Origin of the sequence: Nostoc sp. MG11, assembly GCF_014904695.1 — a bacterium.
Lineage (GTDB): Bacteria > Cyanobacteriota > Cyanobacteriia > Cyanobacteriales > Nostocaceae > Komarekiella.
In genome coordinates this window covers 356,132-374,488 of sequence record NZ_JACXXN010000001.1, presented here as the reverse complement: position 1 = coordinate 374,488, position 18,357 = coordinate 356,132, and the positions used below count along the sequence as shown (strand labels likewise).

Here is an 18,357-nt window from a genome sequence, read left to right as displayed (position 1 = left end):
TCGTTTTTAAATAATGTCTGCTTTTTTTTAGCAGTTTATCAGCCAAATTAACTTAAAATCTACCCAAAGATATAGGCAAGATTCCACTGATACAAGCTATTCGGCTGATGTAGATTTATTTTTAATCACAATCTGGTATGGAATTTGATGGAGAGCAAAATCGATTGGAACAGTCTCGCTCTAGCGGTGCTGGCTCAGTACAACGTCAGTGCTGCACGATTGGTGTTTTTGGGCCATAGCGAAAATTTAACGTTTCGGATTGATACGCGGGATGCTGAAAATTGCAAGTCATTTCTTCTCCGTATTCATCACCCGATCGCCCAGTTCCGCGATCGCATTTGGCAACAACACGCCGTGATTGAGTCAGAACTCGCGTGGCTAACCGCATTGCATCAAGATACCGATTTAGTTGTGCCGTACCCCGTGCAAAACCTCAACGGTACTTTCGTCACCTCTGTAGCGATTGATCACACCAGCGAAACGCTCAACTGTACATTATTAAACTGGGTTGATGGTTCTCCCCTCGACACCGAACCTACACCAACGCAAGCTTGGCGAGTCGGGGAACTTATGGCTCGGTTGCACCAGCACGCCAGCCTTTGGGAGTTGCCTATAGGCTTCACGCGACCAAAATACGATTGTGAGCAACTATATATATCACTGATGGAACTGCGATCGCTAGTAGATACTGGCACCATATCTATTACTGATTTTGCTGTGCTTGAGACTGTGGTGCAGCGAATTGCCCAGGTGATGACAGCACTAGAAAAAACACGCCAGAGTTGGGGTCTGATTCACGCAGACCTGAATGAAAACAATTACATCTTTCACGCAGGTGAAGCACGAGCCATTGACTTTTCCTGTTGTGGCTTCGGTTATTATCTTTATGACATTGCCTCTACACTCAAACATTTAATGCCTGGAAACCGTACATCATTCGTCAATGGCTATCAAAGCGTGTGCCAACTGCCCAATGAGTATCAAAATATGTTGGAGGCGTTCTTTATTGGGGCAACGATAGACAATTTTGCCTTTCTCGCATTACAGCCAAATGAACATAATTACCTATCACAAGATATACCCTACGTCACCGCAAAGCTCTGTAGCAGATATCTGAAAGGCGAGCCATTTTTGTTTAAGTCCCGTTAGCTGTTCTGCTTTGGTATTAGGTTCGCTTACCCAGTCAAGATAACTTATGGATTTTTGCTACTCTCTTCCCGCTAATTGTTCTGGTGGGATACTTTACGGTCGCCATCTATGAACCGGAACCCACTGGAGGACTTCTTTCGCAACTTGGGTGTTAATCAGGGCTTTATAAGGTTCACGTTTATATTCGGAACCACCGCGCCACTCCACGTCAGGAAGTAGGGATTGAGCCATTTCTTGACTAGTTCGATGTGCTGAAGAAATGTCATCCGCACATAGCAGCAAGGTCAAATGACCGGGATTGGGGCAGTGTAAAGCGCACCGCGCTGCTTGGGCTGCGTCTCTCACATCGAGAAAAGCGCCATATTCCCAAAATGGGTTCCATTCAAAATCGGGATTGGCTCGCCGATTGGAAATAATAAAATCGTAAGTCTCTTCATCAAACACACCTGGCGCTCGCAGACAAATAGTTGAGATACCTGTGCTGTCGGTAAAATATCGGCACATTTCTTCACCAAGCCGCTTGGAAATAGCGTAGGGAGTGGCTGGATAACAAGGGTGATTATCGTCCAACGGAAGATAATCCGGTTTTCGCTCACCTTTGAAGATTCCCAACGCATCAACGCTGCTGAAGAAAACGATACGTTTCAGTTTTGCCTCTGCTGCCGCGCTTAAAATATGCCAAGTACCAAGAAGATTGACTGCCATTATTTCATCTGGCGTGTCATCAGGGCTTCCAAGTAGCGCTGCTAGATGAACTATTGCGTCACAACCTTGAAGTGCGGAACGGATTTCGTTTGGATTCAGAATATTATGACCACTTATAATATCAAAGCCAATCACTTCATATCCGTCGGCACGCAAGACTTTTTCAACAACCGAACCGATCATTCCTTGGTTGCCCGTAACCAATATTTTCATGCGTAATTATTTATATAAGCATTTGCTAATTATTGGTTTAGCTAAAACTTTTGTCAAATATGAATTATTCTATGTTTTTAACGAGTTTTCTTGATTTAAAGTCCTTTTTCAAACTTTCCCATCTTTGTCGCAGTCGCTTCAAGTCAGGAGGATGACCACCATAGCGCCAGCCAACATAGGCTTGACAAATTTCATCTATTACCTGAGCAATAACCGGAGCATGATGCTGGTGTGATACTTTGGCATACTCAAGGGGTGTTTGTGCTGGATGTTTACCCAAACCTTTTTCGGCTGTCCATTGGAGCATTTGTTGATAAAGTTTTTCCATTGCTGGCAATTTATTCAACCATTGGCGGTTGCGCCATTCTAGCCACTGACCCCAACTCAGCCAACCTAAGAAAGCCGCTGTAGTCGTCAAGATTAAGCCAGTTAATACACCGAACCAACCTTGAGAAAATAAAGCTAAAAACCAAGCGATCGCCCTAGTTACCCAGCTAAATATTGTCCCAAATATATTATTTAGTAAACCTGTCACTGGAGATGGTAGCCACCCAGCAACCCAGTGCCACAACTGACGTAGGACGCTAAAAGTTTGGGTATCCTCAATTGAAGGGGGAATTAGGGGATGATTAGGAATTGGGTCAAAGGCAAACCAGCCATATTTGGGGAAATACACTTCTGTCATCGCGTAGGCATCTGTATTACGGACAACATACATCCCCGTAAATGGATTAAACTCTCCTGCACTAAACCCCGCCACTAACCGTGCTGGGATGCCAATCGAACGCAGCATCACTGTGAGAACGGTTGAGAAGTGGTCGGGATAGCCTCCTTTGTGCTTAAACAAAAAAGCTTCTACTAAGTCTTCTTTTTCACCCAAATAAGGCAGTTCTAACGGATTTTGCGGGAGAGAGTAGTTTTGCTTCAAGTACTGAGCTAAGTAGAGAGCCTTCTCATAGGGTGAATCGAGTGTTTTAAATGACTTAGCCACCCGCTCCCGATTGTAGTTAGCGAATATTTCTTCTGTGCGTTGCCGGACTTTTTCAGCAATTTCAGGAGGAATTTGTAGATAATACTTTTGAATTTGCTGCGGGTATTTTGTCGGAGCTTGTCCTAACAAAGTGCGATCGCGGTATGGTACTTCAGATATTACTGTGTAGGTGAGGTCTTCTGATAATTCCACAGGCGATCGCAACCCATCTTCTTTATCAACAGCAATTATTGGTGTGGGAAAGTAAATTTCTTTAGGATAAGCCATCGCTGGAATCAGATTGGGCAAATCTGATACGACTGTATAAGTTTGTACCACCTCTTTGGTTTTACCAGTGATCCAGGGTGGGGAAAGAAAAATTTGGTAAGACCAAGGCGATCGCTTGATCGTCGTAACATCTTCATTACGAGAAACTTCCCATCCTTTACCTGTATAACGGTCAAATCCCAGGACTCGCCAAAAACCCTCAGTTTGCGACCGTACCCGCATTACAACTTTCGGTGTCATCTCGCCCCGAAGATTTTGATTAATCTGGCTATTAAAACCGTAATAAAAGCCCTGATCTACTTTTTCTGGTTGGCCTGTTTGGTTTTGCCCCGTACCACTACTACCCCCCTTATTACCATTACCTCGGCGGACATAACCAGGATTGATAATGTTACGCCCTGTAAAATCTCCTTTTACTCCGATAGGAGAACTTACAGGAAATGTCCGTAACTGGTAGCCAGGAAAACGGGGCAAAATAGCAAAAATTGCCAGTCCCAGACTGACAATTAGCAAAAAATTAAGAATTAAAAATTTTATATTTAAACTTGAAAATTTTCCTTTTTGGAATATTTCCTTTTTTGTTTTTAACTGCCGTAAGCCCAAGCGTGAGCGGTAATCTAGTACTAAAGTTGGCAGAGCGATCGCTAAAAATAACAACAGGATCGGTGCAAAGGCTAAGGTCTGACTCAATGTCCCAGCCACACCTATTAAAATCAGTCCTATAACAATTGAATAACCCAAGTTTTTGCGGCGGGGTGTATCAAAGCTGTGTAGTACTTGGAGTTGTATTAATAATTCTGCTAAACCCAACCGCGTATCATTTAATTCTCCCACTAACCGCCCAAAGAAAGCGCCCAGTGCTACTAACATCCCTATAGCGATGCAGAACTTGACTGTAATATTGGCGTAACCACGACGGTAGTAACTCCAAATTGCACCAACTACACTCAGAGGTAATGCCCAAGGACTGAATGCAGTCTCAGCGGCAATATCTGTTGCCACAATTCCCAAAATAACCAACGCTAGCACCAGCACCCGCAAAGAAATAGAATCTTCCACTTCTGTTAAAGGCGACCCCTGCGTATGCCGCCAGAAATTATTTACAGGGAGACGCCAAAACCGATTCATCCTGGATAAGTTAAACATTTTGAGTCTAAGTAAAGCAATGATGTAGATGCTACGCGGACATAATACTAGTGACGTAAATGGCCCCCACCTGAAGCTACTCCCCTTGAGAAAGCTTTCTTACCCTTTCTTTAGAGACACTTTAAATATTTATGGGGGCCTGTGCGTCTTATATTAAATGTCCTTCTCAGAGCCGCTTTTCCTAAACCCCTAATGACCGCATGTTGAAAAATAGGATAAGCTTCAAAACCAGGAAAATCATCTTTATATATCGTCGTTGATTAACGTAGAGTGCTAGCGTTGGCAATTTGCTACATTGTGGAACTAATCAAAAATAACAGTGGTTGTTCGTCTATTTCTGGAAACTCAAATTCCAGGGTATAGGTCTGGCTAAGCTGCCTACAGTATAATTCTACACTTAAGCTTTCTGGACTGGAAGACTGTGACGTTGCTAGGGTGCCATTCCCCTGAAGCGTCATAATTCCTTTAGTCGGTAAATCAGCCTGAACAAGCAACTTTGTCAAGTTACCCAAAGACTGGCATTCTACCCTGATGTTTAGAGTACCGACACTAGTTAACCACTGTCTTTCTACCACTGGATTAGTCGATGAAAGTGGTAAAGTCAGATTCTCCAGCAGTTGTTTTGCTGCCAGCAACGACAGTGCCATCTGTTGACGTGGTAGTAAATCTGTGTATTCGCTCTGAATGTTGGGCATTGTTTCCAGGGCATCCACAGATCTATATGTGCTTCTTAGCACCAATCCAGCTATATCGTTAAGTGTCTGAGACTCAGTGGGAAAAAAGCTTTCCACTACCTGAACTAATTTTGCCCCTAACGGTACTGAAGACGTGAGTAAAGCTTGACACTGCTCTAGTAATTGCCGAAAAACTCTTTCTGGCAAAGGAAGTGGCAGATTCAGCTTCGATTGCTGTGCCATCCATCCCCAGGTAGGTACCAGTGCGATAGATGGTTCGTCAACAAAATCGGGATAGTCTGTTAACTTTGTTTCCCAAGGAAACAAAGGTGGGTGGTCTTGGATTTGGATTTGTAACCGACGCTTAAGGACGGCTTGGAAACGTTCTTGCACAGTAGGAATTTCTCCCAGTTGAAAGGTTTGGGGTGTCCCTCTCAATTTTTGCTGGTCACTTTTTGAAGTGGCAGCTTCCTTGAAAAGGTTTTCTCCCCCGTCATTTTCCTTACACTCTACCAAGGGTTGCTCGCAGTTTTTGACATTATCTGTCAGTAAAAAATCGAGAAACTGGTGTTGTAAGGATTCTGAGTCACTATTCATGAGTAGATGCACCTGATCCGGACACTAACGAGTTACGAATTTCCCAAGCTTGTTCAAGAATTTTAAACCATCGTTTTTGAAGTTGTGCCATTGACAGCCCCAAAGTTTTTGCAATTTTTTCGTCGGGTTGTCCTTGTTGCTTCAACTCTAGTAAAGAACGCTGTTTATCATCCAACTGTGCTGTGTATAGTTGCCATTGCTGGGGAGTTAAGCCCAAATTTGTGTGCAAAGAAGCTTCCAACCACTCATGAACTAGTTCCCAGCGATGCAACAAGGCAAACCGGATTAAATGATACTTGAAGCGTTGCTGTAAGTAATCCCTCTGACGAGGGGTTAAACCTAAAACCGACTCAATTTCTTGTGCTGATAAATCCTGGAGACGGAGGGAAAAGTAATCAGCACAGTCAGATTGTTGCCGCTGTTCTAGATAATCCATTAATTCCGTAATCACAACAGAGCGCAATGTGTCTTCTTCTGGTTCTGGTTCGGATTGCGTCGCCATCGTTGAGCGTAATTGCTGCACTGCTGGCTCCTCCCAAGAACCATCGGCTTCGTTGCTGCTACCTTCTGCTGCTTGTTCTATGTCTACGCTGGTTTCCGGGGGTTGCTGTTGGGAGAAAGTTTGCGCTCGCAAAATAATTAGCTGCTGCTGACGACCTGGTAAGGGAATGCGTCGTTTGCCATAGCGTTCGGTAAATGCCATGTACTCTGCCAACTCCAGCAATGTCTGGGGACGATAAGTGGCGCTGAGTTGGTTTTCCCTACGGAAAGCGTTTAAGGCCTCTAGATAAAAACTCTGTAAGAAATCTTCAATTATAGTCAGCCGACCTTGATAGCTCAGTTGCCTCTGAGGCGGATTAATGTAACGATAAATAATTGCACTCAAAGTACTGTGTAATTCTACCCGTCCGCGATTTGAACCCAACAGATAGTACCTGAGACACTGTTGTAGGCGATGTCGGGCAAGGGTCATTGCCGAATTTTCCACAGCACCAGAAGCTTGAATACGTTTGCTTTCACTGCAAATCCGGTAGACTTCGGTGTTAATTCGTGTCGCCACATCGTGGCAATTCTGTTCCGAAGCTTTGGTTGACTGCTGAAGCTCCTTGAATAGGAGTTGAAATATCACCTCCACGCCGATAGAATTTTCTCCCAGAATAGTTGCTGTTGCGGCTGAATTCATAGTCTCGGTTTTTTAAAGGCCCTAACATACTTAAATACAACCTGTATGACCGTGGGTATTGGCTTTGTGTGTTTTGCGTATAAGCTAAACGCAGGCCAGTCCTGCGTTGAGATTTGGCTTAATTTATTGTTCCCAACTCTGTTTTGATTATTCACACTTTAGATAAATGTTATAGCCATTACCCAGGAGCCGTTTACAAGTCATTATGGATTTAGAAGCACAAATTCAATTGCTGATTGACAATGCACCCCACGATGGTATAACACCACAACTTATCGCAGCAATCGCCCTGGCGCTCAGCGCGATCGCTCAAAAATTACGCTATCCCCAGTACTATATTCTTCAAAGCTTGAAGGAAGATTGGGTTCTAACTACATTGAGCAACCGTGCAAATCCAAAATTGGAAAAGCGCGTGATTTATGCTTTTCCTACCTTACAGGATGTCTCACTAATCTCCTCTGCTGGGCTTGACCCTCAACTAATAGCTACAGCCATTCCTGTCATTAATATTTTGTTCCAGCTCGTGGCACTAGAACCCGTAGATAGCATAGTTTTTTTTGAAACTCCTGGTACTACTACTAATGCTATTGAAATACCACGAGCTGACTTACAAAACCTTGTTCAACAAAAGCTACAACAAAATAAATCACACAAAAGCATACCCCCTGATATCGCTTGAGTTGATGACTAGGATAAGGGGAAATGGGGGTTAGCTACTGGGAAAGCTGTTTCCTAATCCCTAATCCCTAATAGAGTCGACTCAGATTATATTCAGCTATGTTAAGCAAGGCCTGGTGGGATTCTGAGGGTGGGAGAGCCGCAATATGCTCAGTCGCTAACTTAGCATGGTGAGCAGCTAATTCTCGCGCTCGCTGTATACCTTGACTATCTTGAATCAGCTCCAGCGCTTGCTCTAAATCACCTTCTTGGGCAAACTGTCGTTCTATTAGCGCTTCCAAGTACGGTTTTTCCTCTAAAGCAAATAAAACTGGTGCAGTCAAATGACCGCTTTTGAGATCCGATCCCACTGGTTTACCCAATGCATCTGTTGTACTAGTGAAATCTAAAATATCATCCACAATCTGAAAAGCTAGACCAAGATGACGCCCGTAGTTATACAAATGATCAGCTGTTTCTGGAGAAACTTCGCCTAGTAACCCGGCTGCTTTAGAACTGTTGGCAATTAACGAGGCAGTTTTGTAATAGCTCTTTTCGAGGTAAGACTCAATTGAGATATCAGTATCAAAGCGACTCAATCCCTGCTGGATTTCCCCAGATGCCAGATCCATAATTACTTCCGAAAGTAGTTTCACCACCTCCAGATTGTCCAAATTAGCCAAATACCAAGATGATTGGGCGAAGAGAAAATCTCCTGCTAGTATGGCAATGCGGTTCCCAACCAAACTATGAATAGTGGGAACACCACGTCGCATATTTGACTCATCTACTACATCGTCGTGTACCAAGCTAGCTGTGTGAATCATTTCCGTAATTTCTGCTAGGCGTCGGTGACGAGGTGTAATGTCTTGTTCTAACATGATCGCCCGCGATACCAGCAAGACAATTGCTGGTCTGATGCGTTTCCCCCCAGCCCCGAATAAATGTTCGGCTGCTGCACAGAGGATGGGGTGGCGATTTCCAACTAGCTGTTTTAGGTTATCTGCTAGTATTCGCAAGTCTGCTTCCACAGGGGTAAACAGGGAGGTGGCTGGGGTCATGAATGGGCGGACTCTGGCTTAGGTTACGAAAGTTTACATATCCTATACTCATTTTAAGATAAGCCTGTGCCAGCGCAAAGTTTTCATCAAGTAATCCTACACTTAAACTTATCCTTCAAGAAATCTTGATGGCGGTGAGAGTGTCTGTTGCTGGCAGCAAGAACCTTTTTTGTGCATTTCTACTCTTTTGGCTTTACTTTTCCACACTCATAAGCCTCGAAATAAATGTGTGTAAGCATTACTTCTATAAGTAGTAATGTGCATTTTTGCTAATTTCCTGACAATAGTTTCACACATATATTTTATATTTATGTCAATAAGCAATTGTGCTCTAGTTTTTACGAAAATGTAGGTATTCCGTATACGGAGCAGGAGGTTTCTTAAAGTTATGTTACATCTTTCCCAAAAAATGTACGTTTTCTGACATCAAATTAATTTTCAATAAAGTAATATTACTTATTGACAAAATAGATGTTGACTTAAAATTATCACAGATAGAGTTAAGATTAGTTTGTAGAAGCTTGAGGTTCAAGCATCTAAAAAATTTTGAATTTAGCAAACAAGTTGGCTGAAAAGTCAGAGCCATTGTGTTACGCTAAAATCAAGGAATTTTAAATTTTTCAGATATTCGCCCTCCAAAGGTAGATCACCCATAGATGATTTTACCCAATTGGTGTTGTGAGTCTAAAATAACTCGTCGTTGGTTGAATCTAGGAAATTATTCCTTTAGTTAAACCTACGGTATACGAACTCCTAAGTAAGAGCTACGTAATTTCCTTATGGAAGCCCTTGGAGTAATCTTCTCTTGTAGGCGCTTTGTGTAGCTTGTTTCTCCTTATGAGGACGATAACACCTTTGAATAGCGTACCTACCTACGTAGGAGCCAGCACGATCTTAGGGAGCTAGCCTGTTGCAAAGAGAAGTCTGAGCGTCAGCTACTCTATGGGAATGCCTAAAGGCGAATCGGCGTAGACGTTCGGTAGATGCCGAGCGGCTTCTCGGAGAGTAGCTGGCTTGTCAAAAACATCAGAACTTCGGGGAGTTCTCACCTTTGAAGAAACTGGGGTAGTTTATCTCATGCATGACTGGCATTTGAAACGTATTCAGCGCAATTTAGTGTAAGCGTTTCCATACCATAGTAGTGCGTACGAAAATAGTGCAGGCCAGGTAGACTGCTGAGGAGTGTAGTTATAGGTTGGCATTGGGCAACTTATAACTGCTGTAGGATGTATGGTCTGCGAAAAACTAAATTCAATAGTAAATTCGTTAACCGAAGAGAAATGACTCTGTGCGGAAAATCTTGATATAGCGAATTGCAGCCATTAAGAATGCACTTTGTTGGCTAAAGCTTTGCTAATTTTATGAAATTTCATATTCATTTGACAAAAGTGCTAGTAGAACAATGATTCACGGAAGTATGTCTATGATGATTTTTATTTTAGCGGCTGGATATTTGTTTACAATCTACTTGTTATTAGCATTGGCAAAGCGAACGGTTAAAAAAAGTGTTTGTGCAAGTGTTCTTTCATCTGACACAGGCAAACGTCAGCATGAGAGATCAATAAGAACAAAGGTGACTGAAGCAGTCAATAGCCAATAATCATTAGTCTAGAGTCAAAATAATGTTAATCCTTGACTCTTGACTAAATATTAATTATCCAACATGATCTTGTTGGAGTTGGAATGCGGTATCTGTGAAGCATATCTCTTCAACCATTGGCGTATACCCAAGCCATTTTACTCCTGATTGGGCAAATTGTTGCGGACAACCGCTGACAGCGAAGCGAGTAGGCAATGGTAGGTAGGTATTCTTTAAGCCTAGTAAGTCTAACTCTTTAATACAAGCTGCCACAACATGGACAGCTGGGTCAACCAGCTTTACATGAGATGGGAGGAATGATCGCAGTACTGGTGCAAGATGGGGATAATGGGTACAACCGTGGACTAAAGTGTCAATTTCCTGTTGCAGTAAAGGCTCTAGATAGGCTCGTGCTACCTCAGTAGTGTAGGGGTCGTGAATGCGGTTTTGCTCAATCAGTGGCACAAATTCTGGACAGCCAACTTGCCAGACTTGGACATTAGGATCAATTTCGAGAATAGCTTGTCGATAAGCATTACTCTTGGCTGTGGCTGGAGTCGCAATTACACCGATACGCTTTCCTTGTTGCACAGCTGCCCTTGCCCCAGGTAAAATCACTCCCAGAATGGGTATGCTAAATTCCTGACGCACAGTTTCTAAGGCGAGAGCAGAACTAGTATTACAAGCCATAATCACCATTTTTACCCGCTGCTGTTGCAGCCAGGTAAGGATTTCACGCGCAAACTGTAAGATTTCTGCTTGGGAACGAATACCATAAGGAAGTCGAGCCGTATCCCCAAAGTAAACAATTGATTCATTGGGAAGTTGCCGATACACTTGCCGCAATACTGTAAGACCACCAACACCACTATCAAAGATGCCAATTGGGGCACGCTGGGGTTCTTGGTCAGAAAAATCGTAAAGATTCCCTTCAAAAATGGAAGATGAATACACAGGCAGATGTTGATTTAGGTTTTTGGATTTAAAATACAGAACTTAGCAAAAAATTCACCAATTAACCACCACTAAATACTGCACATAAAAGAAGTCTAAATACTACCTCTTTAATTAGTAATTTTTACTACATTTTACCTTGTTGTAAGTACCTGAGGATGCCGCGAGCGATCGACTCTGCCATCCGATTTTGATAATCTGGCGTTGCCAATCTGGCATTATCCTCCCGACCAGACATATAGCCTGTTTCAACTAAAATCGAGGGCATAGAGCTTTTCCTGAGAACGTAAAATCGGGCTTTGCGCGTTCCTCTATCTTTGAGGGCATCGATATTCTGAAGAATGGAATTGCGAACTACTTCAGCCAAAGCATAACCACTGTCGTAATAATACACTTCTAGTCCATTTACATCAGGACGACCTTCAACCGAATTAGCATGAACGCTGACAAACAAAGTAGCGTTAACTCGCTCGGCGATGTCTACCCGTCCTTGAAGTTCTACGAAGAAGTCAGCATCACGTGTTAGCACTGCTTGTACACCATTTTGCTCTAATACTGCTGCTATTCTTCTGCCAATAGGTAGGACTACATCCTTTTCTAGCAATCCGCCTAAACCAGGAGCTCCAGAGTCCTTACCGCCATGTCCGGGGTCAATAACTACTAATAATTTCCCTTTGGGAACTGAAGGACGCGGCTGTGATAAGGGTTGAGGATTATCTGTAGGATCTGGCAATGGTCTCTGATTTAGCAATGGCAGGGGAGGCAAAGCAAGTGTCGGTGTCACTCCCTGAGAACTTTGTAATTGTAGAGCCAAAAGCTGGTCACTAACCTGATTGAGTTCCCCAATTTGCACTCCTGCCGCTGGTTGAACCAAGACAACTACAGTATTAGATTCTTGTGGTTGTAGGCGTACCCGCAGGATGGGACTATTAGCATTAAAAGCAGGTCCGGTGACTTTAGGAGCTAAGTTAGCATTGGCAATAGTAATGCGGAACAGACCAGACGTTCTATCCCAGCCTCCTGTAGCAGATAAATTTTGGTCGGCTCTAATCAGCAGTTGTGTACCATTACCAGCCAGTTCCACAGACTGAATCGTAGCAGGCGAGGTAGTAGGTGTTATGGGGGGTATATTGCCTCCAGGTGATTGAGCAACACTACGACTAGGCAGAACTACGAAACCACCGATACTGCTCTTAGTTGCCCGCCAGTCAGGACTATTTTTGTCCACCTGCAATGTCATGCGAACAACAGGTGTTCTTGTTTGCTGTTGAGTGAATTGGATATGACTGACACCATAGCGATTAATCACCACATCACCTTGCTCTAAACTTGGTGATAAAGATGCGCCAGCAATGTCGATGTTAATTACTTTTTGATCGTTGCTGCGATTTACCTGAATTTGAGGATTACCACCACTGGTGCGGATAAAAAAACCATCGCCTGTGATTTGCAAGTTCTCAATTTGAGTCACACCTGCTGCTACAGTGTTGACTGTTCCGCTGTTAGGTGTGTTAATCACAGGTTCCGTCACAACATTGTAAATATTTCTTGGGGAGAACAAGGGCGTGGATATCTTTGGGGGAGGTGCTGTCGCTGGAACTTCTCTTTGCTGACCTCCAATATCCGTTGACGAGACTACTTGATCAGCTTTTGGCGTGGGTAATTGTACTGTCCAACGACTACCAGTATTACCGACAAATTGCACTCGTTTGGGGTCTAGAGTATAACCAGGAGTGAGTTCGACAACTATACGCGTTGTTTGTTGGTCAAACTGACCAACACGGATAGAGCGAATTGCACCGCCTACCTGTTGCGTGAGCTGCGGACGCCCAAATGTGGTTTCTGGCAAATCAATTACCAGACGAGTCGGGTTAAATACTAATTGCGCTTTGGGTTGAACAGCTCCCAAAGTGTTAATCTCCAGTTTGTTTTGGTTGGCATCAAAACGCCAAGATTCAAGTCTGGCGGCCATTGCCGGCGACGACAGCATGAAGATAGTTCCAATAGTACTGGGTAGTAACCAGTGTAGTTTCACAGTATTTTCTCCTGATTCACATTTATGGGAGCAGTCAATATTTCAACATATTGGCAATCGTCACACCGACACCACCTAAACTTGAGCTTTGATGCCTTGCTTGAGTTTTGCGCTGATCTAAATACACACTTAATGGCGTAGAATTATAGCACTTTACTCTGATTTTGCCATGCTGTTAACGCCTAAAAATTAGACAAGCAAAGCATCAAATTACACTAAAAAATAAAAATTAACTAGACTCAGACAAGTCTAATCAATCACACTGGCATCAGTCAGAGATTCACGTTGTATTGTTAGTGAGCAATGCAACAATAATGCAACGATACAAAAATTTCTATTCCTGTTATTAGCTGACAGTCACTCTAAGATTAATGTTTAGAAAAATATTTACACTTAGATATGTCAAATCTTACACAAAAGAGGTCTGAGCGAAGCAAGCCGTCACTCAAAACTTCTGATATAAACGAATCCTTTTTGAGAGGAATCGGTAATTTGAGATTTTCATGAGTTAAAATGATACGAATTTTTTTCAGTACCAGTAATATTCCTAGCATATTGACTACTAAATTGTATAAAACCGAGAATCATTGAGATTTTTTTACTCAAAGTTCTGGATTAAATTACTTATCTTCTCTTTAGGTACTGGAGGATACCGCGAGCGATCGCCTCTGCCATTTGATTCTGGTAAGCTGAGGTTCTGAGCTTAGCGATATCCTCTCGACCAGTCAAATAACCTGTTTCCACGAGAATAGAAGGCATGGAACTTTTTCTGAGGACATAAAATCTGGCTCGGCGCACTCCTCTGTCTCTGACATTTAAACTTTGGAGAATGTTGTTGTGGACAATGCGAGCTAGACCCAAACCACTGTCGTAATAATACGTTTCCAAGCCACTGACATCCGAGCGACCCGGCCCTATTGCATTAGCGTGGATGCTGACAAACACATCAGCGTTAGCTCGCTCCGCCATAGCTACTCGTCCTTGAAGGCTAACGAAAAAGTCAGAATTTCGCGTTAACACTGCTTGCACGCCATTTTGCTGCAAAATTGCTGCGATTCTTCTACCGATGGGCAATATGACATCCTTCTCACGTACTCCTCCAATGCCAATTGCTCCAGGGTCTTTACCACCATGTCCAGGGTCAATGAGAACTATAACCTTTCCTCTAGGAATCGGGCGTGGCTGTGTAATAGGCTGGGGATTGGGATTATTTGGGTCTGGGAATGGTATGCGATTGGGGGGTGGCAGGGGGGGTAAAGGAAGTGTTCCAGAGCGTGTGACGGCTCGGCGAGAGCTTTGTAGTTGTAGAGCCAAAAGCTGGTCACTAACCTGGTTGAGTTCCCCAATTTGCACTCCTGCTGCTGGTTGAACCAAAACAACTACAGTATTAGGTTCTTGTGGTTGTAGGCGTACTCGTAAGATGGGACTATTAGCATTAAAAACGGGACCTGTAACTCTAGGAGCTAAGTTAGCGTTGTTAATAGTGATGCGGAACAAACCAGACGTTCTATCCCAGCCTCCCTTAGCAGATAAATTTTGATCTGATCTAATCAGCAGTTGTGTACCATTACCAGCCAATTCTACAGATTGAATCGTAGCAGGCGAGCTAATAGCAAGTGGCGTACGAGGCAATGGCAATGGGTTTGACTGATTATCCGGTGGGTTGGTGAGATTATTACTTCTGGGCAATCTTCCAATCCGAGTAGGCAGAACTATTAAACCACCATTGCTGCTCTTAGCTGCCTGCCAGTCAGGGCTATTTTTATCTACCCGCAATGTCATGCGGACACCAGGTGGTTGGGTTTGCAGTTGAGTGAATTCGACACTACTAACACCGTGTCGATTAACTGACACATCATCTCGCCGTGCTAAGGATGGTGATAAAGTTGCGCCAGAGATGTCCATGAAAATGGTACTGCGATCGCGGCTGCGATTTACCCTAAGCTGAGGATTACCACCACTGGTGCGGATGTAAAACCCATCACCTGTTACTTGCAAGTTCTCAATTTGAGTCGCCGCTGGTGTAGCATTGGCGGCAACCTTTGAGAAATCAGGTTTGGTTTCGGAGTTTGGTGTGACTACACTGTAAATATTTCTGGGAGAGGATACTACTTTTTCAAGGACTGGTGTGGGTAATTGTACTATCCAACGACTACCAGTATTACCGACAAATTGCACTCGTTTGGGGTCTAGAGTATAACCAGGAGTGAGTTCGACAACTATACGCGTTGTTTGTTGGTCAAACTGACCAACACGGATAGAGCGAATTGCACCGCCTACCTGTTGCGTGAGCTGCGGACGCCCAAATGTGGTTTCTGGCAAATCAATTACCAGACGAGTCGGGTTAAATACTAATTGCGCTTTGGGTTGAACAGCCCCCAAAGTGTTAATCTCCAGTTTGTTTTGGTTGGCATCAAAACGCCAAGATTCAAGTCTGGCGGCCATTGCCGGCGACGACAGCATGAAGATAGTTCCAATAGTACTGGGTAGTAACCAGTGTAGTTTCACAGTATTTTCTCCTGATTCACATTTATGGGAGCAGTCAATATTTCAACATATTGGCAATCGTCACACCGACACCACCTAAACTTGAGTTTTGATGCCTTAGTTGAGTTTTACGCTGATACAAATACACACTTAATGGCGTAATTTAGAGTCTATTCTTGTGATTTTGCCATGCTGCTAGTACCTAAAAACTTGACCAGCAAAGTATCCAGATGGTGACAACAAAGAGATAGCCAGAATTAACACTACTCAGTCAAACCAAGTCAGCAACACTTGAGTTAGTCAGGAATTGATGTTTATTTGTTTGATTGCTGCAATTCATGCACTGAGTAAATAATTCCCACTACGTCAGCGGATCTAGCAAAATTTATGGAAACTCCCTAATTACTTGGAAAATATTCAGATTAGGACTGTGAAGTAGAGTGAGATGAAAAATAGATAACATTCCGAATGCTGGTAAAAATTAGAAACAAACGATAATTTTACAATCTCACGGGACGGAGATTTGAGGAGAGAAGTTTCCACTTGACTTTAGCAAAATCTACCAAGCACTTATAGAGTCCTGAGTTCTGATAATTACTCAGAACTCAGTTTTGTTCTACATCAAGACGCTGGCAACAAACGATTTCCACCCAGTATTTTGATTAACTCTCTTGAGAATCTGGGGCTGTTTCCAAAGTTTCACGCTCATTTGACACCATCGCCTGAGGTGGTTCAATTACCAACGATTTTCCAGAGGAACCGTCTAGAATCAGTTTCTCTGAACCCATATCCAAGGTTTCTGGATCTGGAAATACGAATCGTAACAAGGGAGGGGCTAAAAAGGTTGTCAAGATAACCATCATGATAATGGCGGCTCCTAGTGGTTTCGAGAGAGCACCGCTGGCAGCGCCGACACCAGCAAAGACTAAACCGACCTCGCCCCTGGGAATCATGCCCACACCAATTGCTAAACGGTTGATTTGCGGTTGACCAAACACGCTTAAGCCTGTGATCACTTTACCAAGAATGGCTACTGTGATCAGGAAAGTTGCCATAATTAGACCTTCCCGATTGTCGGGAATTGCTGGGTTCAACACTCCCAAATCAGTTTTTGCCCCAACAGTCACAAAGAAAATTGGCACTAGCATATCGGCAATGGGAATGACTTGCTTTTGCAGTTCTTTGCGCTCATCTGTCTCCTCTAGAACTAAGCCAGCTGCAAAAGCCCCCAGAATTGCTTCTAACTGGATGACAGCGGCAAAGTATGACATAACAAAGGCGAAGATGAATGCCGGTATTACTAGTCCACCGCGTGTCTTAAGTTGATTAGCGATCGCTACAAAAGACTTATTGAAAACATTGCCTAGCAGGATGGCTCCAAGCAGAAAACTACTGGCGCTGATAATCAAATAAATGACTTTGCTTACATCTACCACGCCATCTTTAGCCAAGCTAGCAACTACAGCCAGAACAATGATTCCCAGAACATCATCAATCACGGCAGCGCCGAGAATAATTTGCCCTTCTTTAGAATTGAGCCGTCCTAGTTCTGACAGCACCTTGGAAGTAATACCAATACTAGTGGCAGTTAAAGCTGCCCCAGCAAAAATTGCGGGTACAGCGTCAATACCAAATAAAGTCATTAGTCCCACAGTACCAGCGGTAAAGGGAACTACGACCCCTACCACTGCAACGACAACGGCTTGAACACCGACTGCCATTAGGTCTTTGAGGTTCGACTCCAAACCAATTTCAAATAGCAGTATGATCACACCCAATTCTGCTAAAACAGAAACGACCTCCGACTGCGCCGCAAATACTTCGGGAGTGGCTTCAGGACTTAAACCCGCAGTGGTTTGTAGGAAGGTCATGATCAAAGAACTAGAACTGTCTGCCCCGCCTTCTGGAAACACCAAAAGATGTAAAACAGAGATGCCAACTACTACACCACCGACGAGTTCGCCTAAGACAGGCGGTAAACCTACTTGGTTTGATAACTCCCCACCAAGTTTACTGGCGAGGTAAATTACCACTAAGCTTAGTAGCACTGCTGCTACTACCATTGAACTGTCTGCTGCTTTTGTCGCGCTTGCCAGCAGAGGAAAAGAGAAGTTAATTGGCTCTAACAAATACATTTGGTTCTGCGAAAATCCTTCTCCTTATTTTTACGCGTTTATGGAATTTAGCTATTTTTCATAGATGCGCGACAGCTTACATTAATTATTTTGTGCCACCTGTCAACTCAATTAAATACTGCCAATAAAGTTCAGATATCGGGACTACAGATAGTCTAGGAAGTCGCAGCAAGTCAAAATCTGTGAATTTGCTGTCCTGCTTAATTTGGGTTAAGGTGATCGGCTGATTGACTCTTCCCACTGCCCGCACATCCACAACTACCCTCTTGTGATCATTGAGTGCTGGATCAGCATAAGGTTGACTAACTATCTCTGCTACACCCATGACTTGACGTTCTTTGCCTGTGTGGTAAATTAACGCCAAATCGTTAAGGAGCATCATACGTAGATGTTTTAGCGCCAAGACATTGTTGACTCCATCCCAAACTATACTGCCGTCCCGTTCTAAATCGAAGTAGGAATAATTTTCCGGTTCAGTTTTCAGCAGCCAATACGCCATCACAAAATCTCCAAATGGGTTGGTG

General features: G+C 43.5%; 13 protein-coding genes. 3 read left to right on the top strand and 10 right to left on the bottom strand.

Annotation, left to right across the window (positions count from 1 at the left end):
* Positions 1 to 147: 147 nt before the first annotated feature.
* Positions 148 to 1,149 (top strand): phosphotransferase enzyme family protein, encoded by a 1,002-nt coding sequence (locus HCR01_RS01625; RefSeq protein WP_193193875.1) that lies wholly within the window; start codon positions 148 to 150, stop codon positions 1,147 to 1,149.
* A 93-nt stretch (positions 1,150 to 1,242) separates the two neighbouring features.
* Here HCR01_RS01625 and HCR01_RS01620 read toward each other — a convergent pair whose 3' ends face one another.
* The 4 genes from HCR01_RS01620 to hetZ all read right to left on the bottom strand — a co-directional run bounded on the left by HCR01_RS01620 (position 1,243) and on the right by hetZ (position 6,925).
* Positions 1,243 to 2,067, bottom strand: coding sequence for an NAD-dependent epimerase/dehydratase family protein (locus HCR01_RS01620; RefSeq protein WP_193193873.1), 825 nt, complete (start codon positions 2,065 to 2,067; stop codon positions 1,243 to 1,245).
* A 64-nt stretch (positions 2,068 to 2,131) separates the two neighbouring features.
* Complete coding sequence (locus tag HCR01_RS01615; RefSeq protein WP_193194230.1) at positions 2,132 to 4,453, bottom strand: DUF3488 and DUF4129 domain-containing transglutaminase family protein; 2,322 nt, start codon at positions 4,451 to 4,453, stop codon at positions 2,132 to 2,134.
* Positions 4,454 to 4,761: 308 nt separating this feature from the next.
* A complete protein-coding gene (locus HCR01_RS01610) occupies positions 4,762 to 5,742 on the bottom strand; it encodes a PatU (RefSeq protein ID WP_193193871.1) in 981 nt (326 codons plus the stop codon).
* Positions 5,735 to 6,925, bottom strand: coding sequence for a heterocyst differentiation protein HetZ (gene hetZ / locus HCR01_RS01605; protein ID WP_193193869.1), 1,191 nt, complete (start codon positions 6,923 to 6,925; stop codon positions 5,735 to 5,737). The genes HCR01_RS01610 and hetZ overlap by 8 nt, the downstream gene beginning before the upstream one ends.
* A gap of 205 nt (positions 6,926 to 7,130) precedes the next feature.
* Here hetZ and HCR01_RS01600 point away from each other — a divergent pair, with 205 nt between their 5' ends.
* Complete coding sequence (locus HCR01_RS01600) at positions 7,131 to 7,604, top strand: hypothetical protein (RefSeq protein WP_193193867.1); 474 nt, start codon at positions 7,131 to 7,133, stop codon at positions 7,602 to 7,604.
* A 67-nt stretch (positions 7,605 to 7,671) separates the two neighbouring features.
* Here the strand turns inward: HCR01_RS01600 and sds are convergent, their stop codons facing one another.
* The gene (sds, locus tag HCR01_RS01595) at positions 7,672 to 8,643 is read right to left on the bottom strand and encodes a solanesyl diphosphate synthase (protein WP_193193865.1); all 972 of its coding nucleotides are present in this window, start codon (positions 8,641 to 8,643) and stop codon (positions 7,672 to 7,674) included.
* Positions 8,644 to 10,066: 1,423 nt separating this feature from the next.
* On the opposite strand from sds, the gene HCR01_RS01590 reads away from it, so the two are divergent.
* Positions 10,067 to 10,243 carry a hypothetical protein gene (locus HCR01_RS01590; protein ID WP_320073069.1) on the top strand — a complete coding sequence of 59 codons (177 nt, stop codon included), beginning with the start codon at positions 10,067 to 10,069 and terminating at the stop codon, positions 10,241 to 10,243.
* Positions 10,244 to 10,297: 54 nt separating this feature from the next.
* On the opposite strand, the gene murI is transcribed toward HCR01_RS01590, so the two are convergent.
* The 5 genes from murI to HCR01_RS01565 form a co-directional block, all read right to left on the bottom strand.
* Complete coding sequence (gene murI / locus HCR01_RS01585) at positions 10,298 to 11,176, bottom strand: glutamate racemase (RefSeq protein WP_193193861.1); 879 nt, start codon at positions 11,174 to 11,176, stop codon at positions 10,298 to 10,300.
* Between the two features lie 127 nt (positions 11,177 to 11,303).
* The gene (locus HCR01_RS01580) at positions 11,304 to 13,211 is read right to left on the bottom strand and encodes an N-acetylmuramoyl-L-alanine amidase (RefSeq protein WP_193193859.1); all 1,908 of its coding nucleotides are present in this window, start codon (positions 13,209 to 13,211) and stop codon (positions 11,304 to 11,306) included.
* Positions 13,212 to 13,835: 624 nt separating this feature from the next.
* Positions 13,836 to 15,719: an N-acetylmuramoyl-L-alanine amidase gene (locus HCR01_RS01575; RefSeq protein WP_193193858.1), complete on the bottom strand. Its 1,884-nt coding sequence runs from the start codon at positions 15,717 to 15,719 to the stop codon at positions 13,836 to 13,838.
* A gap of 641 nt (positions 15,720 to 16,360) precedes the next feature.
* Positions 16,361 to 17,833 (bottom strand): cation:proton antiporter, encoded by a 1,473-nt coding sequence (locus HCR01_RS01570; RefSeq protein ID WP_193193856.1) that lies wholly within the window; start codon positions 17,831 to 17,833, stop codon positions 16,361 to 16,363.
* An 85-nt stretch (positions 17,834 to 17,918) separates the two neighbouring features.
* Positions 17,919 to 18,332, bottom strand: a complete 414-nt coding sequence (locus tag HCR01_RS01565; protein WP_193193855.1) for an EVE domain-containing protein — start codon at positions 18,330 to 18,332, stop codon at positions 17,919 to 17,921.
* Between the last annotated feature and the right edge of the window lie 25 nt (positions 18,333 to 18,357).